Consider the following 26,236-nt stretch of genomic DNA (forward strand, 5'->3'; position numbering starts at 1 on the left):
GGGAGCAGGCGTGCGGCGCACAGTGTGCGTCACCTAACGGTGCGCGCGCGTCCGTTTCGATAAGATGAAGGCGTTGAGTGAGGACGCCCGCGATCTTCCGCAGGACTCCAAATACCTCAACAGGTCAGCCGGTCGCCTCGAGGATCGGCACCAGATTCCACGCCCTTTGGGAAGCGGAGGTTGTTCATGTCTTTGCCAACGACGAGTCATCCACCGAAGCACCTCGTGCGCGAGTACCTCGAGCGCCGCACGAAGGAAAGCGCGCCGCCGCCGACGCCGGAAGAAATCCGGCGCCAGCTCGGATGGGGCTTGCTGATGCACTCGGCCGACGGCGACAAGATGGGCTCGTCCCGTTCCTGACCCCGCTCTCGAAGGGCATTCACCCCAAGGCATCACAGGAGAACGCCATGACCAAGAAAATCGGCAGCAAGCACGTCGCCCAGCATCGCGGCAAGAAGGAACGCGCCGAGATCTACAAGACCAACGTCGCCCGCGAAGCGGTCAAGCAGGCCATCGCCCGCGCCAAGTACCGCAACCAGCAGAAGGGCCAGCCGACCATGGTGATGGCGCAGCCGGCCGCCTGATCACGGCCTCTTCATTGCTGCAGCAAGCCCGCCCCGGCAACGCGGCGGGCTTTTCTTTGATCGTCCGCCGCCGTTCGCTGGCGCCATTCACCGATCCGCCACCGCCATTCGCCGAAAAGCGCTTCCGCCGCGCGCCCATCCTCGTATATCTTGTCCCCATTCCAACGAGGAGAATGCAATGAACAGCGAAGCATCCTATCACTTGCGGCGCCAGGTCCTGTGGGGACTGCTGCTGATCGGCCTGGGCGTGGCCTTCCTGCTGGACCAGCTCGACATCTACGAGATCGACCGCCTGTGGCATTATGCGCCGCTGCTGCTGGTCGTGGCCGGCATCAACCAGACCATCGGTTATCCGAGCGCGCGCGAATTCGTCAATGGCTTGTGGACCGTCTTCATCGGCCTGTGGCTGTTCGCGATGTTCGAAGGCCTGTTCGGGCTGAACTGGTGGAACAGCTGGCCGCTGTTCATCATCGTCGGCGGCATCGGCATGGCGGTCAAGCCGATCGCCGAACGCCGCTTCGGCAACAACCCGGACCGTGGCCGCCACGGCTGCTTCGACAAGCGCGGAGACCGCCATGGAAAATGAAGCGTCCCGCACCAAGGCGAGCGCCAACGGCCAGATCGTGATCGGGCTGCTGGTGGTGGCCTTCGGCGTGCTGTTCCTGCTCGATAACCTGAACATCATCTACCTGCGCCATGTGATCTTCTTCTGGCCGCTGGCCTTCATCGCTTCGGGCCTGGTGGCCCTGTGCAGCGATGGCCCGCGCAGCGGCCGCGTCACCGGCATCGTCCTGATCGCGATCGGCCTGGCGCTGGTGCTGAACCGCCTCGGCTACGAGTTCATCAGCTGGCGTACCTTCTGGCCGCTGGTGATGATAGCCCTCGGTGGACTGATCCTGTACCGCACGCTCGGCGGCGGCCGCGTGGTGCATGTGCACACCGGCCCTTATACCAAGGACGACGCCAAGGCCGACAACGTGATCGACATCACCGCCATCCTCGGCGGCTTCGAGCGCCGCGTCAGCACGCCCGACTTCCGCGGCGGCGAGATCACCGCGATCATGGGCGGCTGCGGCCTCGACCTGCGCGACTGCGGGCTCGGTCCCGAGGCCGTCATCAATGTCTTCGCAATCTGGGGCGGGATCACGATCAAGGTGCCGCCCGACTGGACCGTGGTCCTGCAGGGCACCCCGGTGATGGGCGGCTTCACGGAAAAGACCGCGCGCCCGCCGGACAACCGCAAGCGCCTGCTGGTCACCGGCTACGCCATCATGGGCGGCGTCGAAGTGCGCAACTGAGCGCATCGGCGGGAAGCGGACGATGCACGGCGTGGTCTCCAGGTGGTATGCGGCGCTGCTGTACATGCTGGCCTGGCTGATGCTGGGCCTGGCGACCGCCGCGCTGCTGGTCGCCGGCGGCGCCGGCTGGGGCGCGAGCCTGGTGTTCGCGGTGCCGCTGGCGATCGTCTACGCGAATGCCACCGCCTTCTCCGCCTATTACGTGTGCCGCGCCTATCCGATCGGGCACAAGCACCCGGCCGCCATCGTCGGCGGCGTAGGGGCCACCGCGGCCTGTGCGGCAGGGCTGTGGTGCGCGATCGGTTCGGCCTGGGCGGCGCTGTTGCGCGCCTTTGCGCCGGCGGGCGCGGTGTTCGAGCTGGATGGGCCGAAGCTGGCGACCATGTTCGCGCTGGGCGTGATCCTGTATGGCCTGGCGGCGGCCGTGAACTACCTGCTGATCGAGGCCGAGCGCGTGCGCCGGCTGGAGACCCGCGAACTGGAGACGCGCCTGACCGCGCAGGACGCCGAACTGCGGATGCTGCGCACCCAGGTCGATCCGCACTTCCTGTTCAACAGCCTGAATTCGATCAGCGCACTGACCTCGATCGATCCGGGCGCGGCGCGCGCCATGACCCTGCGCCTGGCCGGCTTCTTCCGGCTCAGCCTGGGCCTGCACGCGCAGCGCCAGGTGCCGTTCAGCCGCGAGCTGGAACTGGTGCGGGACTTCATCGCGATCGAGCAGGTGCGCTTCGGCGAGCGCCTGCGTTTCGACGTCGAGGCGGCGCCGGACGCGCTGGCCTGTCTGGTGCCGCCGATGCTGCTGCAGCCGCTGGTGGAGAACGCGGTCAAGCACGGCATCGGGCAGATGATCGCCCCTGGCTGCGTGCGGGTGTCGGCGACGCGCGCCGGTTCGCTGCTGCGCATCGTGGTCGACAACGACGTCGACCCGGATACGCCCTGCGTGCGCGGCACCGGGCTGGGCCTGGAGAATGTGCGCCGGCGCCTGGCGGCGGCCTACGGCATCGAGGCCAGCGTGCACTGGGGCGTCGAGGCGAGCCGCTTCAGGGTCGAGCTGGCGCTCCCGGCCGAAGCTGTCGACACCGTGGAGGAGGCGTGAGCGTATGCGTGTGATCATCGTCGACGACGAACTGCTGGCGCGCGCGGTGCTGCGCGAATACCTGGGCGCCCACGCGGACGTCGAGATCGCGGGCGAATGCGCCAACGGCTTCGAGGCGGTCAAGGCGATCGCCGAACTGGCGCCGGACCTGGTCTTCCTCGACATCCAGATGCCGAAGCTGGACGGCTTCGAAGTGGTCGAACTGGCGGGTCCGAAGACGCAATACGTGTTCGTCACCGCCTACGACCAGTTCGCGCTGCGCGCCTTCGAGGTGCATGCGCTGGATTACCTGCTCAAGCCGTTTTCGCGCGAGCGCCTCGACCAGGCGCTGGCGCATGCGCGCGCACGGCTCGGCAGTCCGCAGGCGGCGGCAGCGGGTGCGGAGGCGGTCGCCGTGGCCAGCGAGGCGGCGCAGCGGCGCACGCCGCTGGAGCGCATCCTGATCCGCGACGGTTCGCGCGTGCAGGTGATCCCGGCGACGCAGATCGACTACATCGAGGCGCAGGACGACTACGTGCAGGTGGTGGCCCTCGGGCGCGCATGGCTGAAGAGCCAGCGCCTGTCGGAACTGGAGGAACAGCTGGATCCGCGCGCCTTCCTGCGCGTGCACCGCTCCTACATCCTCAGCCTGGCCGCCATCGAACGCATCGAACCATCGGGCAAGGACGGCCATTGCGCGGTGCTGCGCGGCGGTGCGCGGGTTCCCGTCAGCCGCAGCGGTTACGCCAGACTCAGGGAGCTGATGCGGTAGCGCGTCCCTGCACATGCCACCAGGCCGGCAGCAGCGCCAGCACCTCGGGCCGCGCGAAGCGGTCGTCGATCAGCCAGACCGTGCCCTGGTCCTGCTCGGTGCGGATCACGCGGCCGGCGGCCTGCACCACCTTCTGCAGGCCCGGATACAGATAGGCGTAGTCGTAGCCGGCGCCGAACAGCGCCTGCAGGCGTTCGCGCAGCTGCTCGTTGACCGGGTTCACCTGCGGCAGGCCGAGGGTGGCGACGAAAGCGCCGATCAGGCGCGCGCCCGGCAGGTCGATGCCTTCGCCGAAAGCGCCGCCCAGCACGGCGAAACCGATGCCTGTGCCCTCAAGGGTAAAACGCTCCAGAAACGCAGTGCGCTCCAGCTCGCTCATGCGGCGCGACTGGCGCCATTGCGGGATCGCCGGATGGCGCTGGGCCAGCATGTCGGCCGCCTGTTCCATATAGTCGAAGCTGCTGAAGAAGGCCAGGTAGTTGCCCGGCTGTTCGGCGTACTGGCGCGCCATCAGGTCGGCGATCGGCACCAATGAGCTCTTCCTGTGCTGGTAGCGCGTCGAGATCCCGCGCGCCACCTCGACCTTCAGCTGGCTGGCCACGAAGGGCGAATCGACGTCGATCCAGACCGTGTCCTCGGGCATGCCGAGCAGGTCGGCGAAATAATGCCAGGGGCTGAGCGTGGCCGAGAACAGCGTGGTCGAATGCGCGAACGCGAAGCGCGGTTTCAGGAACGGCGCCGGCACCAGGTTGCGGATCGCCAGTTCCGTGTCGCGTTCGTCGGTACGCGTGAGGTCGAACAGCGAATGCTCGCCGAAGGATTCTGCAAGACGCTGGAATTGCAGGGCGTCGAAATAGAACTCCTGCAGCGCCGGGTCCAGGCCCTCGGGGAAAGCGGCCATGTATTCGGTGATTGCGCTGGTGGCGTTCTGCAGGCTGTCCAGCAGCTTTTGCGGGATGGTGTCCAGCACCTGATAGGGCAGGGGCGCGGCCTTGCCCGCTTCGGTCCAGGCGCGGCCCAGCTTTTCCAGCGGCTTCTGTACCTGCGGCGGCGCCACGCTGCGCGCTGCGCGCAGGCTGCCGCGGGCCAGCGAAGCGCTGTACATGCCGCGGGCGCGCGCGACCAGGTTGTGCGCCTCGTCGGCCAGGACGCTGACACGCCAGCCGCGCTCCATCGCCAGCGCATACAGCATGGCGCCGCCATCGAACCAGTAGTTGTAGTCGCCGACGATCAGGTCGCTCCAGCGCGCCATCTCGCTCCCGAGGTAATAGGGGCAGACATCGTGTTCGAGCCCGATCGTGCGCAGGGTGTCGCGATCCAGCAGTGGGGCGTCCAGGCTCGCGGCGCGCGCGGCGGGCAGGCGGTCGTAGAAGCCGCGCGCCAGCGGGCAGGCATCGCCGTGGCAGGCTTTATCCGGGTGCTCGCAGGCCTTGTCGCGTGCGGTCAGTTCCAGCACGCGGATCGGGATCGTGCCGCCGGCCTTGAGGGTGCTGGCGGCATCCAGTGCGAGCTTGCGGCCCGGCGTCTTCGCGGCCAGGAACACCAGCTTGTCGATGCTCTCCTTGGGCGCCGCCTTCAGCGCCGGGAACATGGTGCCGAGGGTCTTGCCGATGCCGGTCGGGGCCTGGGCCAGCAGGCAGCGCTTGCCGGCGTTGGCGCGGAACACACTCTCGGCGAGCTGGCGCTGGCCCGGGCGGAAGTCCGCGTGCGGGAAGCGCATGTCCGCCAGCGCGACGTTGCGCGCTTCGCGGTGGCGCATCTCCTGCTCGGCCCAGGCGATGAAGCGGCTGCAGTGGTCTTCGAAGATCGCCTTCAGTTCGGCGGCGCTGCGGGTCTCGCGCAGCAGCGTTTCCTGCTGGCTGCCGATATCGAAGTAGACCAGCGCCAGGTTGACCTGTTCCATCGCGAGCTGCTCGCACATCAGGTGGCCGTAGATGCGCAGCTGGGCCCAGTGCAGGTGGCGGTGGTTGTCGGGGATGCTGGCGAACTGGCCGCGGAAGGTTTTGACTTCCTCGATCAGGTTCTGGTCGGGGTCGTAGCCGTCGGCGCGCCCGCGCACGTGCAGCAGGCCGTAGTCGCCCTCCAGGGTGACCTCGGAACGGTAATGCTCGCCGCGGCGCGAGGCCACCACGGCGTGGCCGGCGATGCCTTCCAGCGCGGTGGGCGAGGGCGTGAAACGCAGGTCGAGGTCGCCCTGCTTGGCGGTGAATTCGCACAGCGCCCGCACCGCCACGGTGTAGCCTTTTGCCTCGCCGGTCAAGCCGCCTCCTGCCACTGCAGGTAGCAGACCGTGACCGGCATGCCGTGCTCGCGGCAGTACTCGATCCAGCGCAGCTGGTTGTCCTGCAGGCGGTCGCCGGGGCCCTTCACCTCGATCATCTCGTAGCGGCCTTCGTCCGGGAAGAACTGGATCAGGTCGGGGAAGCCGGTGCGGTTGTCCTTCACGTCCTGCAGGATGCGCTGGCACCACAGCTTCAGGTGCGGCGCCGGGATGCAGCGCAGGGCCAGTTCGAGGATGTCGCGATCGAGCCAGTCCCAGGCCACGAAGGGCGACTGGATACCGGCTTTTTCGTCCCAGGTGGCGAGGATGGCCTCGACGTGGCTGCCGTCGTCCAGGCGCGCCAGGCAGGCATCGAATTCGCGCCTGCGGCGCTGGTGGAAGTCGGGGCTGTACAGGTCCGTCGGGCCGCGGTGGAAGGGGTGGAAGAACGCACCCGGAATAGCCGCGAACACGGCCGGCCAGCACAGCAGGCCGAACAGGGTGTTGGCGAGCGTGTTCTCGACGTAGAACACCGGCGCTTCGTCACGGTGCAGGTGGGCCAGCACCACGCCTTCGACGCGCCATTCTCCGTTCGGGATCGGCAGGTTCAGATCCAGACGCGCCGGCGGCGCAGCCTTGCGCGCCTTGACCTTGGCGTGGCCCAGCTTGCGCGCCAGGCGCGGGCCGATGCGCAGCAGGTGCTGGCGTTCGGCCTCGCTTTCCGGCGCCTGTTCGGCCGCACAGAACAGTTCGTAGGCCTGGTCGAACTTCTCGTCCTTCTCCAGCACGCGCATCGCGCGCGAGCGGGCGCCCGGGAAACGGCAGCCCGCATACACGGCGTGCGCGGATGCCCAGTCCTTGTCCTTCTCGAACTGCTGGCCGATGCGGAACAGCAGCTTTTCGCGGCGGCTCTCCAGCCAGTCGTTGCCGAAGCTGTGGCGCGGCAGGTCGCGCAGCACCTCATGCAGCACCTCGCGCATCTGCTCGCAGCCCGGTTCCAGCTCGTGGAAGCGTTCGCGGCAGGCATGCAGCTGCAGGTAGTGCTCGATGTCCTGGCGCGAACGGAAGCCGCGCGACGCTTCCGAGAATTCGACCTGCTCGTAGCGGAACAGGCCCAGGTCGGACAGCACGAATTCGGTCCAGTCCTGGTGCAGGTTGCCGAAGAAGACCAGGCGAAGGCGGTCGCACAGCGGCTTCATGTCGATCGCGAATACCGTGTCGGCGCTGCCGGGATACCACTGCGAGAAGGGACGCGCTTCGGCATGCTGTTCGCGCAGCGCCTGCAGCTGCTCGTCCTTGCGCGCGCTCCGCAAAGGTGCTTTCAGGGCGAAAGCGTCGGCGATCTCGGGTTTGACCAGCAGCTCGAACAGTTCCTCGAGTCCGAGCACCGGATCGAGCGCGATCCAGCCGGTCGGCAGCAGATCCTGGACCGCGGCGACCGGGCAGCCGATTTCCGGGTACTGCATCTTGGAGGCGCGAAACAGGCTGCCCTTGCGCATCACCATGCGCACGAACAGGGCCTGGGAGGGGCGGGGCAGACGGCCGAAGGCGGCGATGAAACCGTGCTCCTCTTCGTCGAGGAGGTCGGCGTAGCGCTGGGCGATCCAGTCGAGGACGCGCTGGAAGTTATCCAGATAATAAAACTCGTTTTCCAGAACCCTGATCATGTCGCACCATACTGTAGCTTTGTACAGTATAACGGCGCGAAACCGCTTTACCCAGCCATTGCGGGGCTTTTTTACGACAGCGTGACGTTTTGCTACGGCTTGCGCGCCTCGTCTTCGGCGTCCTGGCGCTTGCTGGCGTGCTGGATGATGGCCGAGATCAGGGCGACGTCGGTGTCGACCGCGGCCGGGGCTTGCTTCGTGGCTGCCGCATTGCGGCGGCCGCGTGCTTCGACACGGGCCTGTGCCGGTGCCTGAGCGACCGCGGCCGGTTTGGCGCCTGCCGTCCGTGGCGGTTTTACCGCCGCGGCCAGGCGCTGCCCCTTGTACTCGTGCTCGTGCCTGAATGCGGAGCGCTCATCGCGCGGCAGGATGCGGCCGGCGTGCTCCTGCGGCGGCAGCGCACGCGGCGTCGACACGGCCGATGCGGGCGTGGGCGCGGGCGGGTCGGCAGGCGCCAGGTCGACGATGGTGGCGCCAGCCGCTGGTGGCGGCTCGGCCGGGCCGGCATCGGCGGCTGGCACTGCCTCGGCGCTGGCGCTCGCGGCCGGCGCATCCAAAGGTGGCGCGGCCGCCACAGGCGAAGCGTTCGATGCCGCCGCGCCGGCCACTGCGCCGTCGGCGGGCGAGGGTGCGCCGCTGTCGCGCGCCAGCCAGGCCAGCGATCCCACCAGTCCGATCACCAGCACGCCCGCCGCCCCATACCAGGCCATGGCCGGTACCCCCTGCAGGCCGCGCAGCAGGCGCCGTCCCGGCCCGCCGGCCTGGTGGCGGTCGAGCATGGCGAGGATGTTGGTCTCGCTCGCCGTGCGGCGCGTCGGCGACATCAGGTTCGGACGCCGCGAGCCGGATTGATCTTCATCTGTAGGGCGCACCGTGTACCTCCTAAGATTGGACATTGATGCCAATTAGAAACAAACCGGAGAAGCGGATGCTGATCTTCCTCGCTCTTTTGTACTTTTGTCTTGCCTGCAGCCTCATCTGGCTGGCCTGTTTTCCGTCCGGCCGCAGCAGCGTTCTGCAATTCCTGGGCGGGCTGCAGCGGCGCCTGCAGATGCGCGCCGGCGATTGGCGGACCTCGAGCGGATCGGTGCTGCGGGAAGCCGGTCCGGCGTTGCGCTGGCGCTGGCGGGATGCGAGGGCATGGATCGGGAAGCGCCGCGCCTTTCTCGCCATCGGCGTGCCGCTGATCCTGATCCCGCCGCTGGTGGCGCTGCTGCTGCGCCGGCCCGATATGCTGCCCGGTTACGAAGCCAGCGATACGGTGGTCGACGCCCAGGTCGCCGCCCTGCTCAAGGGCGAGCAACTGGTGCCGCCGGCCGCGCTGCCGCCGGTCGCCTTCAATACTCGCGAAGTCGAGCTGGTGCGGCCGATGCTGGTGGACGCCAGCCGCAACTGGGGCCTCATGCATCCCGACTTCAACCAGCGCCTGCTGCTGGTCTTTCGCATCATGAAGGAGAAATACGGCTACGAGATGGCGCTGCTGGAGGGCTACCGCAGCCCGGCGCGGCAGGACATGCTGGCGAAGATGGGTTCGGCGGTGACGAATGCGCGCGCCTTCCAGAGCTGGCACCAATATGGGCTGGCGGCCGACTGCGCCTTCCTGCGCGACGGCAAACTGGTGATCTCCGAAAAGGACCCGTGGGCGATGCACGGCTACCAGTTGTACGGCGAGGTCGCGGAATCGCTGGGGCTGACCTGGGGCGGACGCTGGGCCATGATGGACCTCGGCCATACCGAACTGCGCCTGCGCGGGGTGATGCGGCGCTGACGAGACATGGTCCCGCGCCATTGTTCGAACGCAAGATTCAGTCGGGAAATAGTGCCAACATTGCCTGTGGCATTCCATTCAACTCTCTGAACCGAACCCACTATGGCCCGACTCTGGCAGTTTCTCACCAACCGCCGCGTAATGGCCGTGATCGGGATTGCCGCCCTCGCGGCTTTCCTCTTCCTCGGCGCGGAATCGCTCGAAGTGGCGGCCATCTGGGCCGTGCTCGCCGGCCTGCTCCTGCTGGCCGCCTGGGGTATCTGGTGGCTGGCGCGCAGCTGGTGGCGCAAGCGCGAAGCAAACCGCCTGAGCGAGGCGATCGTCGCCCAGGCCGACAATGCCAGGCGCGACGATGCGCCGATGCTGCGCAAGAGCATGCTGGAGGCGATCAACACGATCAAGACCTCCAAGCTGGGGCTGACGCGCGGCGCCCAGGCCCTGTACGAACTGCCCTGGTACATGATCATCGGGAACCCGGCGGCGGGAAAAAGCAGCGCGATCAAGCATTCGGGGCTGACCTTCCCGATCCCCGGCAGCAAGGCGGTGCAGGGCGTGGGCGGCACCCGCAACTGCGACTGGTTCTTCACCACCGACGGCATCCTCCTCGACACCGCCGGCCGCTATTCGGTGTTCGAAGCCGACCGCGCCGAGTGGTTCAGCTTCCTCGACCTGCTGCGCCGCCATCGCCGGCGCGCGCCGATCAATGGCATCATCATCGCCGTCAGCGTCGCCGAACTGGGGAGCGGGTCGCCGGAAGCCTCGATCGAGCTGGCCAAGAGCCTGCGCACCCGGGTCCAGGAACTGACCGAGCGGCTGGGCGTGCACGCGCCGGTGTACGTGGTGTTCACCAAGGCCGACCTGATCGCCGGCTTTTCCGACTTCTTCCACGACAGCGACCGCGCCGAGCGCGAGCGCGTGTGGGGCGCGACCCAGCGCTACAACCGGCGCAGCACGCCGCAGGACGTGCTGGCTTTCTTCGACGTCCACTTCGACGAGCTGTACGACGGCCTCAAGGAAATGAGCCTGGCCACCATGGCCGGTAACCGCAGCACCAACATGCGTCCGGGCGTGTTCACCTTCCCGCTCGAATTTGCCTCGCTCAAGCCGCAGCTGCGCGCCTTCCTCGCCACCCTGTTCGAAGAGAACACCTGGCAGTTCAAGCCGGTCATGCGCGGCTTTTACTTCACCAGCGCGCTGCAGGAAGGCTTCGTCGAGAACCTGTCGTCGCACCGCGTGGCCAGCCGCTTCGACCTGCAGCTCAAAGGCGGCGAGCAGAAAGGCGAGCAGCTTGAAGAGCAGTCGGGATTCTTCCTGCTCGACCTGTTCCGCAAGGTGATCTTCGCCGATAAAGACCTGGTCAAGCGCTACACCAGCCCCGCCGCGACGCGGGTGAAATACGCCGCCTTCTTCGCCGCCACCGTGCTGCTGGGCTGCGCGCTGGGCGGCTGGAGCTGGTCCACCATGGGCAACCGCCAGCTGGTGGCCAACGTCCAGGCCGACCTCGACAAGGTCATGAAGATGCAGGCCAGGACCGGCGGCCTGCAATCGCGCCTGGAAGCGCTGGACATTCTGCAGGACCGCATCGAACAGCTGGAAAAATACCGCGCCGACCAGCCGTGGGCGCTGTCCTTCGGCCTGTACCAGGGCGAGGCGCTGGAACGCAAGCTGCGCGACGAATACTTTGCCGGGGTGCGTGAAGTGATGGTGCAGCCGGTGGCCGGCGCGCTCGAAGCGCTGCTGGCCGAGATGAACGCCAACGCCTCCCAGCTCGATCCCAACGCGCAAGCCGCGCCCAGCGCCAAGCCGGGCCAGCCCTACCAGGACGTCTCGGCGACCAACGTCGGCGATGCCTACAACGCGCTGAAGACCTACCTGATGCTGGCCGATAAGAGCCACGCCGAGCCCGGCCACCTGAACGACCAGCTGACCCGCTACTGGCGCGTGTGGCTGCAGGCGAATCGCGGCGGCATGGCGAAGGAACAGATGATCCGCAGCGCCGAGCGCCTGATGACCTTCCACCTGTCGCATATCCAGGACCCGGCCTGGCCGCAGATCACGCCCAAGCTGAGTCTATTGGATACCGCGCGCGAAAACCTGCGCCGCGTGGTGCGCGGCACGCCGGCGCGCGAGCGCGTGTACGCCGATATCCGCACCCGCGCCGCGACGCGCTTCCCGGCGGTGACGGTGGCACGCATCGTCGGCGAGCAGGACCAGGCGCTGGTGGTCGGCAGCCATGCGGTGTCGGGCGCCTTCACCCGCGACGCCTGGGAAAAGTTCGTGCTCGGCGCGATCCGCGAGGCGTCGAACCGCGAGCTGCAAAGCACCGACTGGGTACTGAAGACCGTGGCCAAGGACGACCTCACACTGGAAGGCAGCCCCGAGCAAATCCAGAAGACCCTGATCGACTTGTATAAAGCCGACTATGCGAAGGAGTGGAGCAAGTTCGTGCAAGGCGTCACAATCGCCGACCTGAACGGCTTCGAGGCCAGCGTGCAGGCCATGAACCGGCTCGGCGACCCGCAGACCTCGCCGCTGGCCAAGGTGCTCAAAACGGTCTACGACGAGACTTCCTGGGACGACCCCGGCCAGGCGCGCGTCAACCAGGCCAAGCTGAAGCGCGGACTGATGGGCTGGTTCCGCGAAGTGGTGCTGCGCCAGGCGCCCAGCGAGGCGCGCCAGATTGCCGACGCGGCGGCGCCCATGCCCGCCGGCGTGGCCGGTTCTGCGGCTGCCGGTCCCGTGGGCCGCGAATTTGCCGGCGTCGCCCGCCTGGTCGGCGTGAAGGAGAAGGACGCCTCGCTGATGACCGGCTACCTGGACGCGCTGTCGAAGCTGCGTTCGCGCCTGAACCAGTTGAAGAACCAGGGCGACCCCGGCCCCGGCGCCAAGCAGCTGATGCAGCAGACCCTGGAAGGCAACGGCTCCGAACTGGCCGAGGCCCTGAAATACGTCGACGAGCAGATGCTGACCGGGATGACCGACGCCCAGAAGCAGATGCTGCGCCCGTTGCTGGTGCGGCCGCTGGTGCAGACTTTCGCCATGATCGTGCTGCCGTCCGAGTCCGAGATCAACAAGACCTGGCAGGCGCAGGTGGTCGAGCCGTTCCAGAAGAACCTGGCCGGCAAAGCACCGTTCTCGCCGGGGGCGCAGCTGCAGGCGGGGGCTGCCGAGATCGGCCAGGTGTTCGGTCCGGATGGCGCGGTGGCCAAGTTCGTGTCCACGACCATGGGGCCGCTGGTGGTGCGGCGCGGCGACGTGCTGACCAGCCGCACCTGGGCCGACATCGGCGTCACCCTCGCGCCGCAGGTGGTGAGCGGCTTCCCGGGCTGGATTGCGCCACTGTCTGCCAACGGCGTGGCCACCGGTGGTGGTCCGCAGACCGTGTTCCAGCTGCTGCCGATGACTGCGCCCGGCATCACCGAATACACGGTCGAGATCGACGGGCAGCAGCTGCGCTACCGGAATACGCAGCCGGCCTGGGTGAACATGGTGCATCCGGGGCCGCAGGGCACGAGCGGGGCCAAGGTCAGTGCAGTTACCTTCGACGGCCGCACGGTCGAACTGTTCAACGTGCCGGGGGAGCTCGGCCTGGAAAAGCTCATTGGCGCCGCCCAGAAGAATAAAATCAGCCAAGGTGTGCACGAGCTGCGCTGGAGCGCGAGCAACGTGACGGTCGCCGTCACGCTGAAGCTGGTCAGCAGTGCCGCCAGCACCGGCGACGGCCAGGCCAGCCGCGGTTTCAACGGCCTGCGCCTGCCCGACAGCGTGGTCGGCCGCGCCGCTGTCGGCGCCAGCAATCCGCAACTGGCGGGAGCCGCGCAATGACGCGCAGCGCCGCCTCGCCCCGGATCGGCTACTTCGGCAAGATCCCGGCGCGCAGCGACTTCGTCAAGGTCGGCGACGACCAGCCGGCGCTCGGCATGCTCGACGACTGGCTGGCCCAGGTCATGACCCGCTTGCCGAACGACGCCCGCTGGAAGATCTACTACGATGCCTCGCCGCCGGTCAGCTTCGCCTTCGTCGGCCCGAGCCGCCGCCACGCGATCGCCGGCCACCTGGTGGCGAGCCGCGACCGCTCCGGACGCCGCTTCCCTTTCCTGATGATGCGCACCGTCGAGGTGCCCGACCCGGCCGCCTTCGTGGCGCGCTGCCCGCTGGCCTTCGGGCCGCTGTGGGATTACCTCGAATCGATGGCGCCGCGCGTGCTCGAGACCATGGAGCCCGGCCCGCACCTGCATGCGATCGCGGATGCCGCGGTGGCGCTGGGCGAGCACGAGGCGCCCTTCGACGAGTTCCTGGCGATGTCGACGGTCAGCTCGCTGTCCGGCAGCCTCGAACTGGAGGCGAACCGCCTGATCCTCGGCCTCGGCCTGCTGCTGCAGCCAGTCATGCACAGCCGCCCGGCTTCGCTGCAAAAAAGCCTGGTGCTGCCGCTGCCGCGCGATGCCGGCGCCGCGGCGCGCTGCCAGGTCGCGGCGTTCTGGCTGGAGCTGGTCACGCCCTTCATCCGCCGCACCGCCTTCGACCTGGTGCTGTTCGTGACCCTGGTCGCCGAGCGGCCGGCGCTGGTGATCGGCTTCGGCGCCGCCGCCGAGACCCTGCACGGCATCGTCGATCCGCTGGCCGGGCGCGAGCAGCAGGTGCAGCTGACCGACAACGGCTGGATCGACGAACAGCTGGGCATCGACATCGACGTGCGCGCGCTGGCCAGCTACCTCGAGCAGCCCATGCTGCCACTGCGCCTGGCGCGCGAACTGTTCCTGAAGACCTTCATCGGAGCCGCCTCGTGAAGCCAACCATCTTTATCCTTGCCGCCGGCCTGGCCGCGGCGCCTGCCTTCGCCGATAACGCCGCTTCGGCTGCCGCCACCGCGCCGATCGTGGTCTCCGGCACGGTCGTGGACGATGCCAGCAAGGCGGCGCTGCTGGGGCGCCTGCGCGCCGTCTACGGTCCCGAGCGCGTGGTCGACCAACTGGCGGTGGGCCGGGTGTCGGCGCCGCCGAACTGGAACGAGCATGTCGCGCGCCTGATCGGACCGAACCTGAAGCTCGTCACGCGCGGCCAGCTGCAAGTCGACGGCACCAGCGTCAGCCTGCGCGGCGACGTCGCCAGCGAAGCGCAGAAACAGCAGATCGCCGGCGACCTGGCAATGAACCTGGACCCCAGCTACACGGTCAACAACGGCCTGCGTGTGGCGGTGTCCGAGCAGGGCATGCTGGACGCGGCGCTGGCCAACCGCATCATCGAATTCGAGTCGGGCAAGGCGGAGCTGGCGGACTCCGGCAAGCTCATTCTCGACCAGATGAGCGCCGTCCTGCTGCGCCTGAAGGACAAGAAGGTCGAGGTGATCGGCCACACCGACAACGCCGGCTCGCGTGCAGGCAACCTGTCGCTGAGCCAGGCCCGCGCCGAAGCGGTGAAGGCCTACGTGGTCGGGCGTGGCGTGAAGGCCGACATGGTGTCGGTGTCGGGCGAAGGACCGGACCGGCCGGTGGCGGACAACCGCACGCCGGAAGGCCGGGCGCGCAACCGGCGGATCGAGTTCAAGGTCGTGCAATAAAGCTTGATAAAACCTGAACCGGGGTCAGACACTGGTGCATCGCGCAGTCTGACCCCGGTTTGCGTTTTGCCAAACGGCTCAAGGCAGCGTGATCGTCACGTTCGCCGACTGCGGCGGCAGTTTCACCAGGTCGTTGTAGCCAGCCAGTGCCCGGTCCGTCTCGTGCGCCAGCGCGGTGCGGAAGCCCAGGTAGCCGCCCAGGGCCGTCACCGCGAATACCATCGTCAGCGCCCACAGCGACAGGTCGCTGCCCAGCTTGTGCACGATCTGGTCGGGGCGCTCGGCGTGCGGAGCGAAGCCGCGGTTCTTGCCGCGCATGCGGGCGATCTCGTCGCCCAGGCGCGCGGTCAGGTAGTTCAGCTTGTCCCGGCCGTCCAGCGCGAAGCGTCCCTCGAAGCCGAGCAGCAGGCAGACGTGGAAGACTTCCAGCGCCTGCAGGTGCACGGCGCCCTTCGCGCGCAGGTCCTCCAGACGCTGGAAGAAGTGCTCGCCGGCGAGCTGGTCGCCGAACAGGCGCAGCTGCAGCGGACGGGTCTCCCAGGCTTCGCGGATCTCGTAGTCGGAGCGCAGGATGATCTCGTCGACCGCCGCGCAGAACGCGTACTTGGCCGCGGTGACGTCGTCGGCCGGCACGCCCAGCGCCTTGGCATTGCGGTCGACATCGCCGAGAAAGCGCGTCATGTGGTCGGCGAAGGCAGTCTTGTCCTGCGGGCCGTTGCCGTTCTTGAGCAGGAACAGCGCATAGAAGCCCTCGTACATGATGTCGACCAGGGAGGTGGGGGCGCTGCCGGCGGCGTTGCGGCTGCCGGGCTGCGGCGGCGCGGCGCGCCTTTCGACGTGATGGCTCATGCTGCGATTCCGATGAGTTCGAGTTTGAGGTCGCGAATCCCGTTCGGCACATAGATCGAGATCGCCTGGGCTTTGAGCATGCTTTCGTACAGCACGCCGCGGTTTTCCAGCACAAAGTAATAGGTGTCGGGGCGTACCGGCACCGCGCTCGGCACCTGCGGCGCGTGCACCAGGCGCACGCCCGGCATGGCCGACAGCACCAGCTTGTCGACGTCCTCGGGAGCGCCGATCTTGAAGCGCAGCGGCACGATCTCGACCAGCTGCAGGGCCGGCATGTCGGCCGCCACGCCCAGGTAGAGCGTGGTCTGGCCGTTGATCTTGCCCGAGTCGAGCGCACCCAGGTGGTAGGAGGGGCGTTCGTTCGTCAGCGCGATCGAGAAGTACTTCGACGAGATCACGGTGTCGAGCAGGTCGCGCAGGATGGTGTCCAGGCGCGCGAAGGCGGGGCCCGGGTCCTGGTGCGCGTAGGCCGGCAGGTCTTCGAGCTTGCTGCTGCGCGAGAAGGTCATCAGGCCGCCAGCGAGGCCGAGCAGCTCATGGAACAGGCGCTCGGGATGCAGTTCGCGGTGCGCCAGGAAGTGGGTCAGCCCGGCGTAGCCGCTGCTGACCGTGTGCAGCAACCAGAACGAGGCGACATCGCCGCCGCGCAGTTCGACCACGTTCTTGCTCGGCTCGCGGTAGTGGCCGTACAGCGCATGCACCTTGGCCAGCAGCTTTTCCATCAGCCGCGTCAGCATGCCGTGCAGCCCGGGCGCGCCATCGATCGACAGGCTGGGCGGCACGAAGCCGTGGTCGACTTCGAAGCCGCCCAGCGGCAGGCGACGCAGGCGCACCAACGGGATGGTCTCGTAGGGTTCGAGCGGTTCCAGTTCCGACACCAGGCGCAGGCTGCGCGTCAGGTAGGCAACCGGCGCGCTGGCGGCGTCGGTGAACAGGTCGAAGGTATCGTGTTCATGCTGGCCGAAGCGGGTGTCCAGGCGCGATTCGCCGCGCGCGGCGCAGTTCTCGCCATGGTCCTTGAGCGACGGCAGGGCAGCGTGGAAGGTGAGCGTTTGCACCGACGGCGGCAGTTCGCCGAGCCGGACCTGGGGCGGCAGGGCGTCGCGCTCGGGGGCGTGCAGCATCTCGCCGTCGGGGAAGATCAGCGACAGGCCCGTGATGCGCAAGGTATCGGCTTTCAACGCGTCGAGGTCGATCTCGAGCTTGCGCACGCCCCAGCAATACGGGTGAAGGGCGCTGGCGGTGTCGTTCAGGCGCGCCTCGTGGTAGCGGTCTTGCTGCTGGAAATGCTGGGGCCGCAGGAACAGGCCCTCGCCCCACAGCACCTTCGATGGTGGTTTCACGGATGCCTCCTGCGAAGTGTCACAAATCTCTAGCTTGGAGGAAACCACGCGGACTTCATTGACACCGGACAAGGCCGCTGCCCGCAGCGGGGCTGCTGCCCACACCGTTGCTGCGCATCGCGCAGGCGTGCAGACCGATTGTCACGCCGGCCTTTTCCGCCTCGGGCGCGGCGAAGGCCAGGCGTCAGCCCTGGGCCGGCGGCGAATGGAAGAGGGCGACCACGCCGAGCCAACCCACCTCGCGCGGCAGGGTTTCGTTGAGTTCCAGTTGCTGGCCGGGCACCAGGGTCAGTTCGCGCACCTCGAGCAGGTCGGCGCCCAGCGCTTCGCGCTCGCTCTGCGGCGTCAGGAAGGCGGCATACGGCGCCTGCTCGAAGGCGGTGCGCTGGCGCAGCTTGTAGACCCGTACCAGCAGCGCCAGCGATTGGCCGCGCGCATCGAGGTTCAGGCGCTTGGCCGCATGCAGGCGCACGACGACCTTGCGCGGCGGCTGCTGGGCTTCCGGCAGCGGCGGCGGTTTGCGCAGGCCGGCGGCTTCGAGCAGCCCGCCGGACGAGGAACCGGCGCCGCCGGCGCAGGCTGCCAGCAGGACGCTAAGAAGAAGCACGGAAAGACGGACAGGAGCCATGGCGTAATGTTGCCCTTGGTAAATGGATCGTCAGCGACATTTAACGGGGATCGGCATCCGCACGCGCTGACCCGGCGCAACGAGCGCTTCGACGGTACGCAAGGACCGGGGAAACTTCCGTTGATGCCACGCAATTCTTTCGAGAAACCGCGCGCCAATAATGGCGCTTGATTTCACCTAGGGAGAGCCAGATGAAGTTCCAACGCCTGATGCCGAGTCTAGTCTGTATCGCGATCCTGTCGGCCTGTGCCAGCGGTGGCCAGGGGGCCGGCAGCGCCAAGCCGGTACCCACCATGGCCGCCGCGATGGCCGAGGTCGACGCCGCCGTGCTGGCCGGTCAGACCGACAAAGCCTATGCGCTGCTGAAGAGCGCCGGCAGCACCTTCCCGGTCGACAAGACGCCGTGGGTGAGGATGGCCCAGATGCGCTTCGACAGCACCGATTACGGCGAAGCCATCGTCAGCGCTCTGGAAGCGCTGGAGCGGGATCCCGACGACACGCTGGCCAACAGCATCGTCGCCGTCAGCGGCCTGCGCGTGACCAGCAAGGCGCTGGCCGACCTGAGCCAGAAGAACAACCTGAGCGGCAATGTGCGCACCGAGGCCCAGGAGCTGGCCAAGCTGCTGCGCACCAGCCTGAACGAAGAGGTGCTGGTGTCGAACGGCGCGCGCCCGGCCGCAGTGCGTCCGAAAGACACGACCGGCAAGAAGGCGATCAGCTCCTCGTCCGGCGCGCGCCCGGCCAGCAACGACCCCTTCGGCGCGCTCAAGTAAAACCTTCTACCCAGCCTGGAGCCGACATGCCCAAGAATGAAAGCGTGCAGAAACGCCTGCAGAAAGTACGCGCCCCGCGCGTGCAGATGACCTATGACGTCGAGATCGGCGACGCCATCGAGAACAAGGAGCTGCCCTTCGTGGTCGGCGTGCTGGGCGACTTCGGCAGCGATCCGGACGCCGCCAAGAAGCGCCTGAAGGACCGCAATTTCGTCAGCGTCGATGCCGACAACTTCGACGAGGTGCTGAACGCGGTCGCGCCGGTGGCCAACTTCCGCGTCGAGAACCACCTGTCGGAAGAGGGCGGCGAATTCGCGGTCAGCCTGCAGTTCCGCGAGATGGCCGACTTCCGGCCGGAGTCGGTGGTGCAACAGGTGGCGCCGCTCAAGGGCCTGCTGGATGCGCGCAGCAAGCTGGCCGACCTGCGCAACAAGCTGGCAGGGAACGACAAGCTGGAAGACATCCTGAACGACGTGCTGACCAACACCGAAAAGCTGGACAGCCTGCGCAAGACCAAGGAGGAACAATAATGGCGGCGATCCTGGACAGCGTGACAAGCCCGGAAGCGGCGCAGGCGCTCGAGCTGGACACCGGCCTGCTCGACCAGATCGTCGAGCAGAGCAGGGTGGCGAAGTCGAGCAGCGAGCACGAACGCGCGCGCGACATCATCTCCGAGCTGGTGACCCAGGTGATGGAAGGCACCATGGTCATCTCCAGCAACCTGTCGGCGACCATCGATGCGCGCCTGGCGGAGCTGGACCGCATGATTTCAAGCCAGCTCTCGGCCATCATGCACGCGCCCGAATTCCAGAAGCTGGAACGCAGCTGGACCGGCCTGAATTACCTGGTGCGGAACACCTCGACCTCGACCAATCTGCAGATCCGCATGCTCAACGCCACCAAGCGCGAGCTGGTGAAGGACTTCCAGTCGGCGCTGGAATTCGACCAGAGCAGCCTGTTCAAGAAAATCTACGAAGAGGAATTCGGCACCTTCGGCGGCGCACCCTACGGCGCCCTGATCGGCGATTTCGAGATCAGCCGCCAGCCCGAAGATGTCTACTTCCTCGAACAGATGTCGCACGTGGCCGCGGCCAGCCACGCGCCCTTCATCACCTCCGCCGCGCCGGAACTGTTCGGCGTCGAGAGCTTCGGCGACCTCGGCAAGCCGCGCGACCTGGCCAAGGTCTTCGACACCGTCGAATACGCGAAGTGGAAGGCGTTCCGCGAATCGGAAGACTCGCGCTACGTCGGCCTGACTCTGCCGCGCTTCCTGGGCCGCCTGCCGTACAACCCGATGGACGGCATGGCCACCGAAGGCTTCAACTTCGTCGAGGACGTCGACGGCAGCGACCACCAGAAGTACCTGTGGTGTAACGCGGCCTATGCCTTCGCCTCCAAGCTGACCAAGGCTTTCGAAGACTATGGCTGGTGCGCGGCGATCCGCGGCGTCGAAGGCGGCGGCCTGGTCGAGAACCTGCCGACCCACACCTTCAAGACCGACGAAGGCGAGGTCGCGCTGAAGTGCCCGACCGAGCTGGCGATCACCGACCGCCGCGAGAAGGAGCTGTCGGACCTCGGCTTCATCTCGCTGGTGCACTGCAAGAACACCTCCTACGCCGCCTTCTTCGGCGCGCAGTCGGCGCAGAAGGCACGCAAGTACGCCAACGACGCCGCCAACGCCAACGCGCTGCTGTCTTCGCAGCTGCAGTACATCTTCGCGGTCTCGCGCATCGCCCACTACATGAAGGCCATGATGCGCGACAAGATCGGCAGCTTCGCCGCCGCCTCGAATGTCGAGGATTATCTGAATCGCTGGCTGACCCAATATGTGCTGCTGGACGATAACGCCAGCCAGGAACAGAAGGCCCAGTTCCCGCTGCGCGAAGCCAGCGTGCAGGTGGCGGAAGTGCCGGGCCGCCCCGGCGTCTACCGCGCGGTGTCCTTCCTGCGTCCGCACTTCCAGCTCGACGAGCTGTCCGTTTCGCTCCGACTGGTCGCGGAGTTGCCGCAGTCGACCAAATCCTGATTCATTCACCCACCAAGACTGGAGTAAGAAATGGCGATAGACGTGTACCTGCAAATCGACGGCATCAAGGGCGAGTCGGCCGACGACAAGCACAAGGACTGGATCGAGTGCAAATCGGTGAACTGGGGCGTGATCCAGCCGAAGTCGGCGACCTCCTCGACCGGCGGCGGCCACACCGCCGAGCGCTGCGAACACGAGGAAATCGCGATCACCAAGCTGGCCGACCTGTCCTCGCCGGTGCTGCTGCAGACCTGCTCGTCCGGCAAGACCATCCCCAAGGCCAAGCTCGAGTTCATGCGCGCCGACGGCCAGGGCGAACGGGTCAAGTACTTCGAGATCGAACTCGAAAACGTGCTGATCGGCTCGATCAAGCCGGGCGTGGAGGAAGGCGACTTCATGTCCGAGCACGTCGGCCTGAAGTTCTCGAAGGTGAAGTGGAAGTACACCCAGCAGAAGATCGGCGGCGGCTCCGGCGGCAATACATCGGGCGGCTGGGACCTGTCCGCCAATAAGGTGGCCTGAGTCCACAAGTAATTGCGTTCTTCCTGCGCTTCGTTGCCAGCGCGCTTGCCGCGGCCTCGTGCCGCGGTCTTTTTTGGAGCAGCGATGACAGCCTATGTCCCCGGCCTGCTGGACCGCCTGATGGGAGAAACCGGCAGCGGCAGCACCCGCGGCGCCGTCGAGCAGCTCAAGGACAGCCTGGCGCGCGAGCTCGAAACCCTGCTCAATACGCGCCTCGGCTTTCCGTCCGGGCGCTTCGATACCACCCCCGAGGTGCGCTCCTCGATCCTGAATTACGGCCTGGCCGACTTCGCGGGCTTTTGCCTGTCCAGCAGCGAAGACCGGGCTGCCATCTGCGCCAGCCTGAAGGACGCGATCGAGCGCCATGAGCCGCGCCTGAAGAACGTCAGCGCTTCGCTGGAACGCGAAGCCGGCAGCGTAAACCGGCTCCACTTCGTCATCCACGCCACCCTGCACCTGGCCGATGGCAGCGAGCCGGTCGACTTCAATGCTGTCCTCCAGCCCTCGAATCTGCATTACGCGATCGCGAAAGAAAGGAATAGACGATGGACATCAACCTGAAGACCCTGATCGGCAAGCTGAACGACACCACCCGCGCGGCGGCCACGCGCGCGGCCGGGATCTGCGTCGGCTTCGGCCAGTACGAGGTCGACATCGAGCACCTGTTCCTGGCCTTGCTGGAACAGCCGGCCAGCGACTTCGTGCTGGCCGCGCGCGCCGCCGGGATCAGCCTGACGGCGCTGGAAACCGACTTGCGCAAGGAAGTCGAGCGCATGCCGGGCGGCAGCGGCCGCACGCCGGTGTTCTCGCGCCACCTGCCGGTACTGTTCGAACATGCGTGGCTGATCGCTTCGCTGGGTCAGCCGGCACCGGGCCAGGAGCAGCGCATCCGCAGCGGCCACCTGCTGCTGGCGCTGCTGGCCGAACCCGGCCTGGCGCAATTGGCCCAGCGCGCCTCGCGCTGTTTCATGGACTTCCCGCTCGACCGCCTGAAGCACGACTTCGACAAGCTCACGCGCGGCTCCTGCGAAGCGCCGGCGCTGACGGACAATGCGCAGGCGCGGGGCAAGGCGGGCGGCGACCCGGTTGGCGAGCTGCAGTCGAGCGCGCCCGGCAGGACGCCCGCGCTCGACCAGTACACGACCTGCCTCACGGCGCGTGCGCGCGAGGGCAAGGTCGATCCGGTGATCGGCCGCCATGCCGAGATCCGCCAGGCGATCGACATCCTGATGCGCCGCCGCCAGAACAACCCGATCCTGACCGGCGAGGCCGGCGTCGGCAAGACCGCGGTGGTCGAAGGACTGGCGCTGCGCATCGCCCAGGGCGACGTGCCGGACGTGCTGCGCGGGGTCGAGATCCACACCCTCGACATGGGCCTGCTGCAGGCCGGCGCCAGCGTCAAGGGCGAGTTCGAGAACCGTCTGAAAAACGTGATCGAGGAGGTCGGCAAAAGCCTGCACCCGATCATCCTGTTCATCGACGAGGCCCATACCATGATCGGCGCCGGCGGCGCAGCCGGCCAGAACGACGCCGCCAACCTGCTCAAGCCGGCCCTGGCGCGCGGCGAACTGCGCACCATCGCCGCCACCACCTGGGGCGAGTACAAAAAGTATTTCGAGAAGGATGCCGCACTGGCGCGCCGCTTCCAGGTGGTGAAGGTCGAGGAGCCGAGCGAGGACACCGCCTGCGCCATGCTGCGCGCGATGGCCCCGCTGATGGAGAAGCACTTCGGCGTGCGCATCTTCGACGAGGCGATCCGTGAAGCGGTGCGGCTGTCGCACCGCTACATCAGCGGACGCCAGCTGCCGGACAAGGCGATCAGCGTGCTGGACACCGCCTGCGCCAAGGTCGCCCTGGGCCAGAAGGCGACGCCGGCCGCGCTGGAGGAAGCGACCCGCGGCCTGGAACGGCTCGATGCGCGCATCGCCGTGCTGGTGCGCGAGGAGAGCGGCGGCGCCGACCATGCTTCGATGTTGACGGCATTACGCGCCGAGCGCGAGGCCGGCCTGCAGGAACAGGAACGCCTGCGTGCGCAATGGGACCGCGAACAGGCGATATCAAGCGAAATCCACGCCACGCGCACGCGTCTCGAAGCCGGCGATGGTAACAGCGCAGCCTTGCAAACGCTGATCGCCGAGCTGCGCGAGCTGCAGGGCGAGACCCCGCTGGTGCCGCTGCAGGTCGACGGCCACACGGTGGCCGGCATCGTCGCCAGCTGGACCGGCATTCCGCTCGGCCGCATGGTGAAGGACGAGATCCGCACCGTGATGAACCTGCAGGGGATGCTGGACGAGCGCATCCTCGGCCAGCAGCATGCCAGCGCCATCGTCGCCCAGCGTGTGCGCACCGCGCGCGCCAACCTCGAAGACCCGAACAAGCCGAAGGGCGTGTTCCTGTTCGTCGGCACTTCCGGCGTCGGCAAGACCGAGACCGCGCTGGCGCTGGCCGACCTGCTGTACGGCGGCGAGAAGAAGCTGGTCACCATCAACATGAGCGAGTACCAGGAAGCGCACAGCGTGTCCGGCCTGAAGGGTTCGCCGCCGGGCTATGTCGGCTACGGCGAGGGCGGCGTGCTGACCGAAGCCGTGCGCCGCAACCCGTACAGCGTGGTGCTGCTCGACGAGGTGGAGAAAGCGCACAGCGACGTGCTGGAACTGTTCTTCCAGGTCTTCGACAAGGGCGTGCTCGACGATGCCGAGGGGCGCCAGATCGACTTCCGTAACACCATCATCATCCTGACCTCGAACGCGGCATCGGCGCAGATCATGCAGGCCTGCCTGAACAAACCCGCCAGCGAGCGCCCGACCCCGGCGCAGTTGGCAGAGCTGATCCGGCCCGGCCTGATGAAGCACTTCAAGCCGGCCTTCCTCGGGCGCCTGACGGTGGTGCCGTTCTACCCGATCGACGACGAGGTGCTGGCCAACATCATCCGGCTCAAGCTGGAACGCATCAAGGCGCGGGTGGCCACGAACCACAATGCCGCCTTCCTGTACGACGAAGCCTTGATCAACGCCGTGCTGGCGCGTTGCACCGAAGTCGATTCCGGCGCACGCAACGTCGACACCATCCTGAACGGCACGCTGCTGCCCGAGATCGCCGACAACGTGCTGGCGGCGATGGCCGCGGGCGGGGCCATCCGCCAGATCAAGGTCAGCGCGACCAAGGCCGGCAAGATCAAGTACGCCGTCGAGCCGGCGTGAGGAGGGCAGCATGCTGAACATGGAAAAGCTGCTGGCGCCGGTCTCGCCCGAACGGCCCTGCGGCGAGGACCTGGCCTTCTCGCGCGAGATCGACGAGATCGTGCGGGCACGCCAGGCCGACGATCCCTCGATCGAGCAGGGCGCCTGGGTCACGGAGCTGAAGGAGGCGGACTGGAAGTTCGTGGCCAGGCAGTGCGCCCAACTGATCGAAAAGCGCAGCAAGGACTTGCAGCTGGCGGTGTGGCTGGCCGAGGCCGCGGCCCGCACCGATGGCTTGAAAGGTCTGGCCGACAGCCTGGTCCTGATCGCGGCCCTGTGCGACCGCTACTGGGACGGCCTGTACCCGCTGCCGGACGAGGATGGCGTCGAGCGGCGCATCGGCAACCTGTCGTGGATGGCTTCGCGCATCGCGCCGCTGCTGCGCGAGATCCCGCTGACGGAGGGCCAAAGCGGGCAGGGCGGCCACGCGCTGCGCGATTTCGACGTCGCCCGCATGCGCGGCGGCGATGATCTGGCCAAGCTGGAAGCGGCCAAGGCGCGCAGCGCTTCCGCTTTCTACGAAGCCTTGCTGCGCGACTGCGAGCACTGCGCCGGCGCGCTCGAACGCATCGAGCACAGCGTCGACGCGCGCCTGGGCGTGGACGGCCCGAGCTTCAGCGCGGCCAAGTCCGGCCTGCAGAGCGTGATGCTGTTCGTGAAGCCGATGGTGAAGGAGGGCGGCAAGGCGGCGGACAAGTCGGGCAAGCCCGGCGAGGCGGCGTCGGCGGCTTCAGCGCAGCCCGCGCCGCAGATGGCGGCGGCGGCCGAAGCCGCAGGCGCCGTCCCGGCCGGCCCGCTGCAATCGCGCGAGCATGCCATCGCCCAGCTGCGCGAAGTCGCCGCATTCTTCCGCCGCACCGAGCCGCACAGCCCGGTCGCCTACCTGGCCGACAAGGCTGCGCACTGGGGCGAGCAACCGCTGCACGTGTGGCTGCGCTCGGTGGTGAAGGACGATGCCTCGTTCGCCCACATCGAAGAGATGCTGGGCGTCGCGCCGCCTGCGGGAAGCTGAGGCGGCGCAGGCAGGGCGGGTCAGGACTTCGGTGCCTGGCCCGCAGCGGCCCCCAGCTGCGACGTGGCGCGCGCCACCTGTTCCTCAACGCGGCGCATGGCATCGCGGGTCGACTGGGTGACCTGCTCGTAGCCCTTGAAGGCATTGTCGATCGCGGCCTTGATGATCTCGACCGCATTCTCCTGGCCCGGCTTGACGTTCTGGGTGACGTCGTAGATCAGCGCCGACAGCGTGTTCTTCGCTTCCACCAGGTGGGTGTCGGCGGCCTGCTGGAAGTCGGTCTGGATGTCGGCGATGATGCGGCGCAGTTCCTCGCCGTAGGCCTGCGCATTCTGCACGCCCGGCTGCATCTGCGACTGCAGCGTGTCCATCGCCGCTTTCGGGTCGCTCGCCTGGCTCATCTGGCGGCTGGCGGCCATTGCGCCTTCCATCGAATTCTTTGCGGTCTGCATGTTCAGCGCCACCACCTGCTCGACACCCTGCACGGCCTTGCTGGCCAGGGCATTGAAGGTTTCCATCTGCAGTTCGAACAGGGTCTTGGTGGCGTTGGCGAATTGCTCGGGGTTGGTGAACATCGGTGTCTCCTCGGTTGGGTTCTCGGGGGCCGTACTCAATGTTTGTCTTTTTACATTATTTCGCAGTCATGCGGAGTTCGCAACGCGCATCGCGATAGGGTCCGGCGAACTTCGTCCAGCCCTCGCCGAGCGGCGTCTGCGAGCAGACCAGGTTACCGGTGGTCTTGCTGCGCCACTGGTACCAGGGGGCAGGCCCGGCATGCAGGAGCGCTGGGGCGGCGAGCGCCAGGGCCAGCAGGGAAACGCAGATTCTCTTCATGTGGCCGAGCTTGAGGGCAGCCG

Annotated in this window: 25 protein-coding genes; 17 read left to right on the forward strand and 8 right to left on the reverse strand. The window is 67.4% G+C overall.

What is annotated here, in order from left to right:
• The first annotated feature begins 186 nt into the window (after positions 1–186).
• From NX782_RS13570 to NX782_RS13595, 6 genes are all read left to right on the forward strand, one after another.
• Positions 187–360 carry a hypothetical protein gene (locus tag NX782_RS13570; protein WP_258845995.1) on the forward strand — a complete coding sequence of 58 codons (174 nt, stop codon included), beginning with the start codon at positions 187–189 and terminating at the stop codon, positions 358–360.
• Positions 361–407: 47 nt separating this feature from the next.
• A complete protein-coding gene (locus NX782_RS13575) occupies positions 408–584 on the forward strand; it encodes a hypothetical protein (RefSeq protein WP_258845996.1) in 177 nt (58 codons plus the stop codon).
• Positions 585–762: 178 nt separating this feature from the next.
• Entirely contained in the window at positions 763–1,170 is a 408-nt protein-coding gene (locus tag NX782_RS13580) for a LiaF transmembrane domain-containing protein (RefSeq protein WP_258845997.1), read from the forward strand.
• The gene (locus tag NX782_RS13585) at positions 1,160–1,882 is read left to right on the forward strand and encodes a LiaI-LiaF-like domain-containing protein (protein WP_258845998.1); all 723 of its coding nucleotides are present in this window, start codon (positions 1,160–1,162) and stop codon (positions 1,880–1,882) included. The genes NX782_RS13580 and NX782_RS13585 overlap by 11 nt, the downstream gene beginning before the upstream one ends.
• 22 nt (positions 1,883–1,904) lie before the next feature.
• Entirely contained in the window at positions 1,905–2,981 is a 1,077-nt protein-coding gene (locus NX782_RS13590) for a sensor histidine kinase (protein WP_258845999.1), read from the forward strand.
• 4 nt (positions 2,982–2,985) lie between these two features.
• Positions 2,986–3,732 carry a LytR/AlgR family response regulator transcription factor gene (locus NX782_RS13595; protein ID WP_258846000.1) on the forward strand — a complete coding sequence of 249 codons (747 nt, stop codon included), beginning with the start codon at positions 2,986–2,988 and terminating at the stop codon, positions 3,730–3,732.
• Here the strand turns inward: NX782_RS13595 and NX782_RS13600 are convergent.
• The 3 genes from NX782_RS13600 to NX782_RS13610 form a co-directional block, all read right to left on the reverse strand.
• A complete protein-coding gene (locus NX782_RS13600) occupies positions 3,713–5,992 on the reverse strand; it encodes an ATP-dependent DNA helicase (RefSeq protein ID WP_258846001.1) in 2,280 nt (759 codons plus the stop codon). The two genes, NX782_RS13595 and NX782_RS13600, sit on opposite strands and share 20 nt — an antisense overlap.
• A complete protein-coding gene (locus NX782_RS13605) occupies positions 5,989–7,659 on the reverse strand; it encodes a VRR-NUC domain-containing protein (protein ID WP_258846002.1) in 1,671 nt (556 codons plus the stop codon). The genes NX782_RS13600 and NX782_RS13605 overlap by 4 nt, the downstream gene beginning before the upstream one ends.
• A 92-nt stretch (positions 7,660–7,751) precedes the next feature.
• Positions 7,752–8,531 (reverse strand): hypothetical protein, encoded by a 780-nt coding sequence (locus NX782_RS13610; protein ID WP_258846003.1) that lies wholly within the window; start codon positions 8,529–8,531, stop codon positions 7,752–7,754.
• Between the two features lie 59 nt (positions 8,532–8,590).
• Between NX782_RS13610 and NX782_RS13615 the strand changes: the two genes are divergently transcribed.
• From NX782_RS13615 to NX782_RS13630, 4 genes are all read left to right on the forward strand, one after another.
• Positions 8,591–9,427 carry a M15 family metallopeptidase gene (locus NX782_RS13615; protein ID WP_370661793.1) on the forward strand — a complete coding sequence of 279 codons (837 nt, stop codon included), beginning with the start codon at positions 8,591–8,593 and terminating at the stop codon, positions 9,425–9,427.
• 102 nt (positions 9,428–9,529) lie between these two features.
• Positions 9,530–13,252, forward strand: coding sequence for a type VI secretion system membrane subunit TssM (tssM, locus tag NX782_RS13620; RefSeq protein WP_258846005.1), 3,723 nt, complete (start codon positions 9,530–9,532; stop codon positions 13,250–13,252).
• Positions 13,249–14,217, forward strand: coding sequence for a type VI secretion system-associated protein TagF (gene tagF / locus NX782_RS13625; RefSeq protein WP_258846006.1), 969 nt, complete (start codon positions 13,249–13,251; stop codon positions 14,215–14,217). Before tssM ends, tagF begins: the two co-directional genes overlap by 4 nt.
• Complete coding sequence (locus NX782_RS13630; protein WP_258846007.1) at positions 14,214–14,987, forward strand: OmpA family protein; 774 nt, start codon at positions 14,214–14,216, stop codon at positions 14,985–14,987. The genes tagF and NX782_RS13630 overlap by 4 nt, the downstream gene beginning before the upstream one ends.
• Before the next feature lie 78 nt (positions 14,988–15,065).
• Here NX782_RS13630 and icmH read toward each other — a convergent pair whose 3' ends face one another.
• The 3 genes from icmH to tssJ form a co-directional block, all read right to left on the reverse strand.
• Positions 15,066–15,836: a type IVB secretion system protein IcmH/DotU gene (gene icmH / locus NX782_RS13635; protein WP_258846008.1), complete on the reverse strand. Its 771-nt coding sequence runs from the start codon at positions 15,834–15,836 to the stop codon at positions 15,066–15,068.
• Positions 15,833–17,179 (reverse strand): type VI secretion system baseplate subunit TssK, encoded by a 1,347-nt coding sequence (tssK, locus tag NX782_RS13640; RefSeq protein ID WP_258846009.1) that lies wholly within the window; start codon positions 17,177–17,179, stop codon positions 15,833–15,835. The genes icmH and tssK overlap by 4 nt, the downstream gene beginning before the upstream one ends.
• A gap of 184 nt (positions 17,180–17,363) precedes the next feature.
• Positions 17,364–17,786 (reverse strand): type VI secretion system lipoprotein TssJ, encoded by a 423-nt coding sequence (gene tssJ / locus NX782_RS13645; protein WP_258846010.1) that lies wholly within the window; start codon positions 17,784–17,786, stop codon positions 17,364–17,366.
• 212 nt (positions 17,787–17,998) lie between these two features.
• Between tssJ and NX782_RS13650 the strand changes: the two genes are divergently transcribed.
• The 7 genes from NX782_RS13650 to tssA all read left to right on the forward strand — a co-directional run bounded on the left by NX782_RS13650 (position 17,999) and on the right by tssA (position 25,379).
• Complete coding sequence (locus NX782_RS13650; RefSeq protein WP_258846011.1) at positions 17,999–18,580, forward strand: tetratricopeptide repeat protein; 582 nt, start codon at positions 17,999–18,001, stop codon at positions 18,578–18,580.
• Positions 18,581–18,606: 26 nt separating this feature from the next.
• The gene (tssB, locus tag NX782_RS13655; RefSeq protein ID WP_258846012.1) at positions 18,607–19,110 is read left to right on the forward strand and encodes a type VI secretion system contractile sheath small subunit; all 504 of its coding nucleotides are present in this window, start codon (positions 18,607–18,609) and stop codon (positions 19,108–19,110) included.
• On the forward strand, positions 19,110–20,606 hold the full coding sequence (gene tssC, locus NX782_RS13660; RefSeq protein ID WP_258846013.1) for a type VI secretion system contractile sheath large subunit: 1,497 nt from the start codon (positions 19,110–19,112) through the stop codon (positions 20,604–20,606). Before tssB ends, tssC begins: the two co-directional genes overlap by 1 nt.
• A 30-nt stretch (positions 20,607–20,636) precedes the next feature.
• Complete coding sequence (locus NX782_RS13665) at positions 20,637–21,128, forward strand: Hcp family type VI secretion system effector (protein ID WP_258846014.1); 492 nt, start codon at positions 20,637–20,639, stop codon at positions 21,126–21,128.
• 84 nt (positions 21,129–21,212) lie between these two features.
• Positions 21,213–21,689, forward strand: a complete 477-nt coding sequence (gene tssE, locus NX782_RS13670; RefSeq protein ID WP_258846015.1) for a type VI secretion system baseplate subunit TssE — start codon at positions 21,213–21,215, stop codon at positions 21,687–21,689.
• Entirely contained in the window at positions 21,674–24,328 is a 2,655-nt protein-coding gene (tssH, locus tag NX782_RS13675) for a type VI secretion system ATPase TssH (protein WP_258846017.1), read from the forward strand. The genes tssE and tssH overlap by 16 nt, the downstream gene beginning before the upstream one ends.
• Positions 24,329–24,338: 10 nt before the next feature.
• Positions 24,339–25,379, forward strand: coding sequence for a type VI secretion system protein TssA (gene tssA, locus NX782_RS13680; RefSeq protein WP_258846018.1), 1,041 nt, complete (start codon positions 24,339–24,341; stop codon positions 25,377–25,379).
• 20 nt (positions 25,380–25,399) lie between these two features.
• Here tssA and NX782_RS13685 read toward each other — a convergent pair whose 3' ends face one another.
• Both NX782_RS13685 and NX782_RS13690 read right to left on the reverse strand, forming a co-directional pair.
• Positions 25,400–25,954: a phasin family protein gene (locus NX782_RS13685; RefSeq protein WP_258846020.1), complete on the reverse strand. Its 555-nt coding sequence runs from the start codon at positions 25,952–25,954 to the stop codon at positions 25,400–25,402.
• Between the two features lie 55 nt (positions 25,955–26,009).
• The gene (locus NX782_RS13690; RefSeq protein WP_258846021.1) at positions 26,010–26,213 is read right to left on the reverse strand and encodes a hypothetical protein; all 204 of its coding nucleotides are present in this window, start codon (positions 26,211–26,213) and stop codon (positions 26,010–26,012) included.
• Positions 26,214–26,236 lie beyond the last annotated feature (23 nt).

It is taken from the genome of Massilia norwichensis, from assembly GCF_024753245.1.
GTDB classification, from domain to species: Bacteria; Pseudomonadota; Gammaproteobacteria; order Burkholderiales; family Burkholderiaceae_D; genus Telluria; species Telluria norwichensis.

Bases quoted from the DNA above. Each gene is read 5' to 3' on its own strand.
- icmH (WP_258846008.1), bottom strand. From the start codon at position 15,836: ATGAGCCATCACGTCGAAAGGCGCGCCGCGCCGCCGCAGCCCGGCAGC.
- NX782_RS13605 (WP_258846002.1), bottom strand. From the start codon at position 7,659: ATGATCAGGGTTCTGGAAAACGAGTTTTATTATCTGGATAACTTCCAG.
- NX782_RS13585 (WP_258845998.1), top strand. From the start codon at position 1,160: ATGGAAAATGAAGCGTCCCGCACCAAGGCGAGCGCCAACGGCCAGATC.
- NX782_RS13665 (WP_258846014.1), top strand. From the start codon at position 20,637: ATGGCGATAGACGTGTACCTGCAAATCGACGGCATCAAGGGCGAGTCG.
- NX782_RS13690 (WP_258846021.1), bottom strand. From the start codon at position 26,213: ATGAAGAGAATCTGCGTTTCCCTGCTGGCCCTGGCGCTCGCCGCCCCA.
- tssM (WP_258846005.1), top strand. From the start codon at position 9,530: ATGGCCCGACTCTGGCAGTTTCTCACCAACCGCCGCGTAATGGCCGTG.
- NX782_RS13570 (WP_258845995.1), top strand. From the start codon at position 187: ATGTCTTTGCCAACGACGAGTCATCCACCGAAGCACCTCGTGCGCGAG.
- tssH (WP_258846017.1), top strand. From the start codon at position 21,674: ATGGACATCAACCTGAAGACCCTGATCGGCAAGCTGAACGACACCACC.
- tssC (WP_258846013.1), top strand. From the start codon at position 19,110: ATGGCGGCGATCCTGGACAGCGTGACAAGCCCGGAAGCGGCGCAGGCG.
- tssA (WP_258846018.1), top strand. From the start codon at position 24,339: ATGCTGAACATGGAAAAGCTGCTGGCGCCGGTCTCGCCCGAACGGCCC.
- NX782_RS13685 (WP_258846020.1), bottom strand. From the start codon at position 25,954: ATGTTCACCAACCCCGAGCAATTCGCCAACGCCACCAAGACCCTGTTC.
- NX782_RS13575 (WP_258845996.1), top strand. From the start codon at position 408: ATGACCAAGAAAATCGGCAGCAAGCACGTCGCCCAGCATCGCGGCAAG.
- tssE (WP_258846015.1), top strand. From the start codon at position 21,213: ATGACAGCCTATGTCCCCGGCCTGCTGGACCGCCTGATGGGAGAAACC.
- tssB (WP_258846012.1), top strand. From the start codon at position 18,607: ATGCCCAAGAATGAAAGCGTGCAGAAACGCCTGCAGAAAGTACGCGCC.
- NX782_RS13590 (WP_258845999.1), top strand. From the start codon at position 1,905: ATGCACGGCGTGGTCTCCAGGTGGTATGCGGCGCTGCTGTACATGCTG.
- NX782_RS13595 (WP_258846000.1), top strand. From the start codon at position 2,986: ATGCGTGTGATCATCGTCGACGACGAACTGCTGGCGCGCGCGGTGCTG.
- tagF (WP_258846006.1), top strand. From the start codon at position 13,249: ATGACGCGCAGCGCCGCCTCGCCCCGGATCGGCTACTTCGGCAAGATC.
- NX782_RS13650 (WP_258846011.1), top strand. From the start codon at position 17,999: ATGAAGTTCCAACGCCTGATGCCGAGTCTAGTCTGTATCGCGATCCTG.
- NX782_RS13580 (WP_258845997.1), top strand. From the start codon at position 763: ATGAACAGCGAAGCATCCTATCACTTGCGGCGCCAGGTCCTGTGGGGA.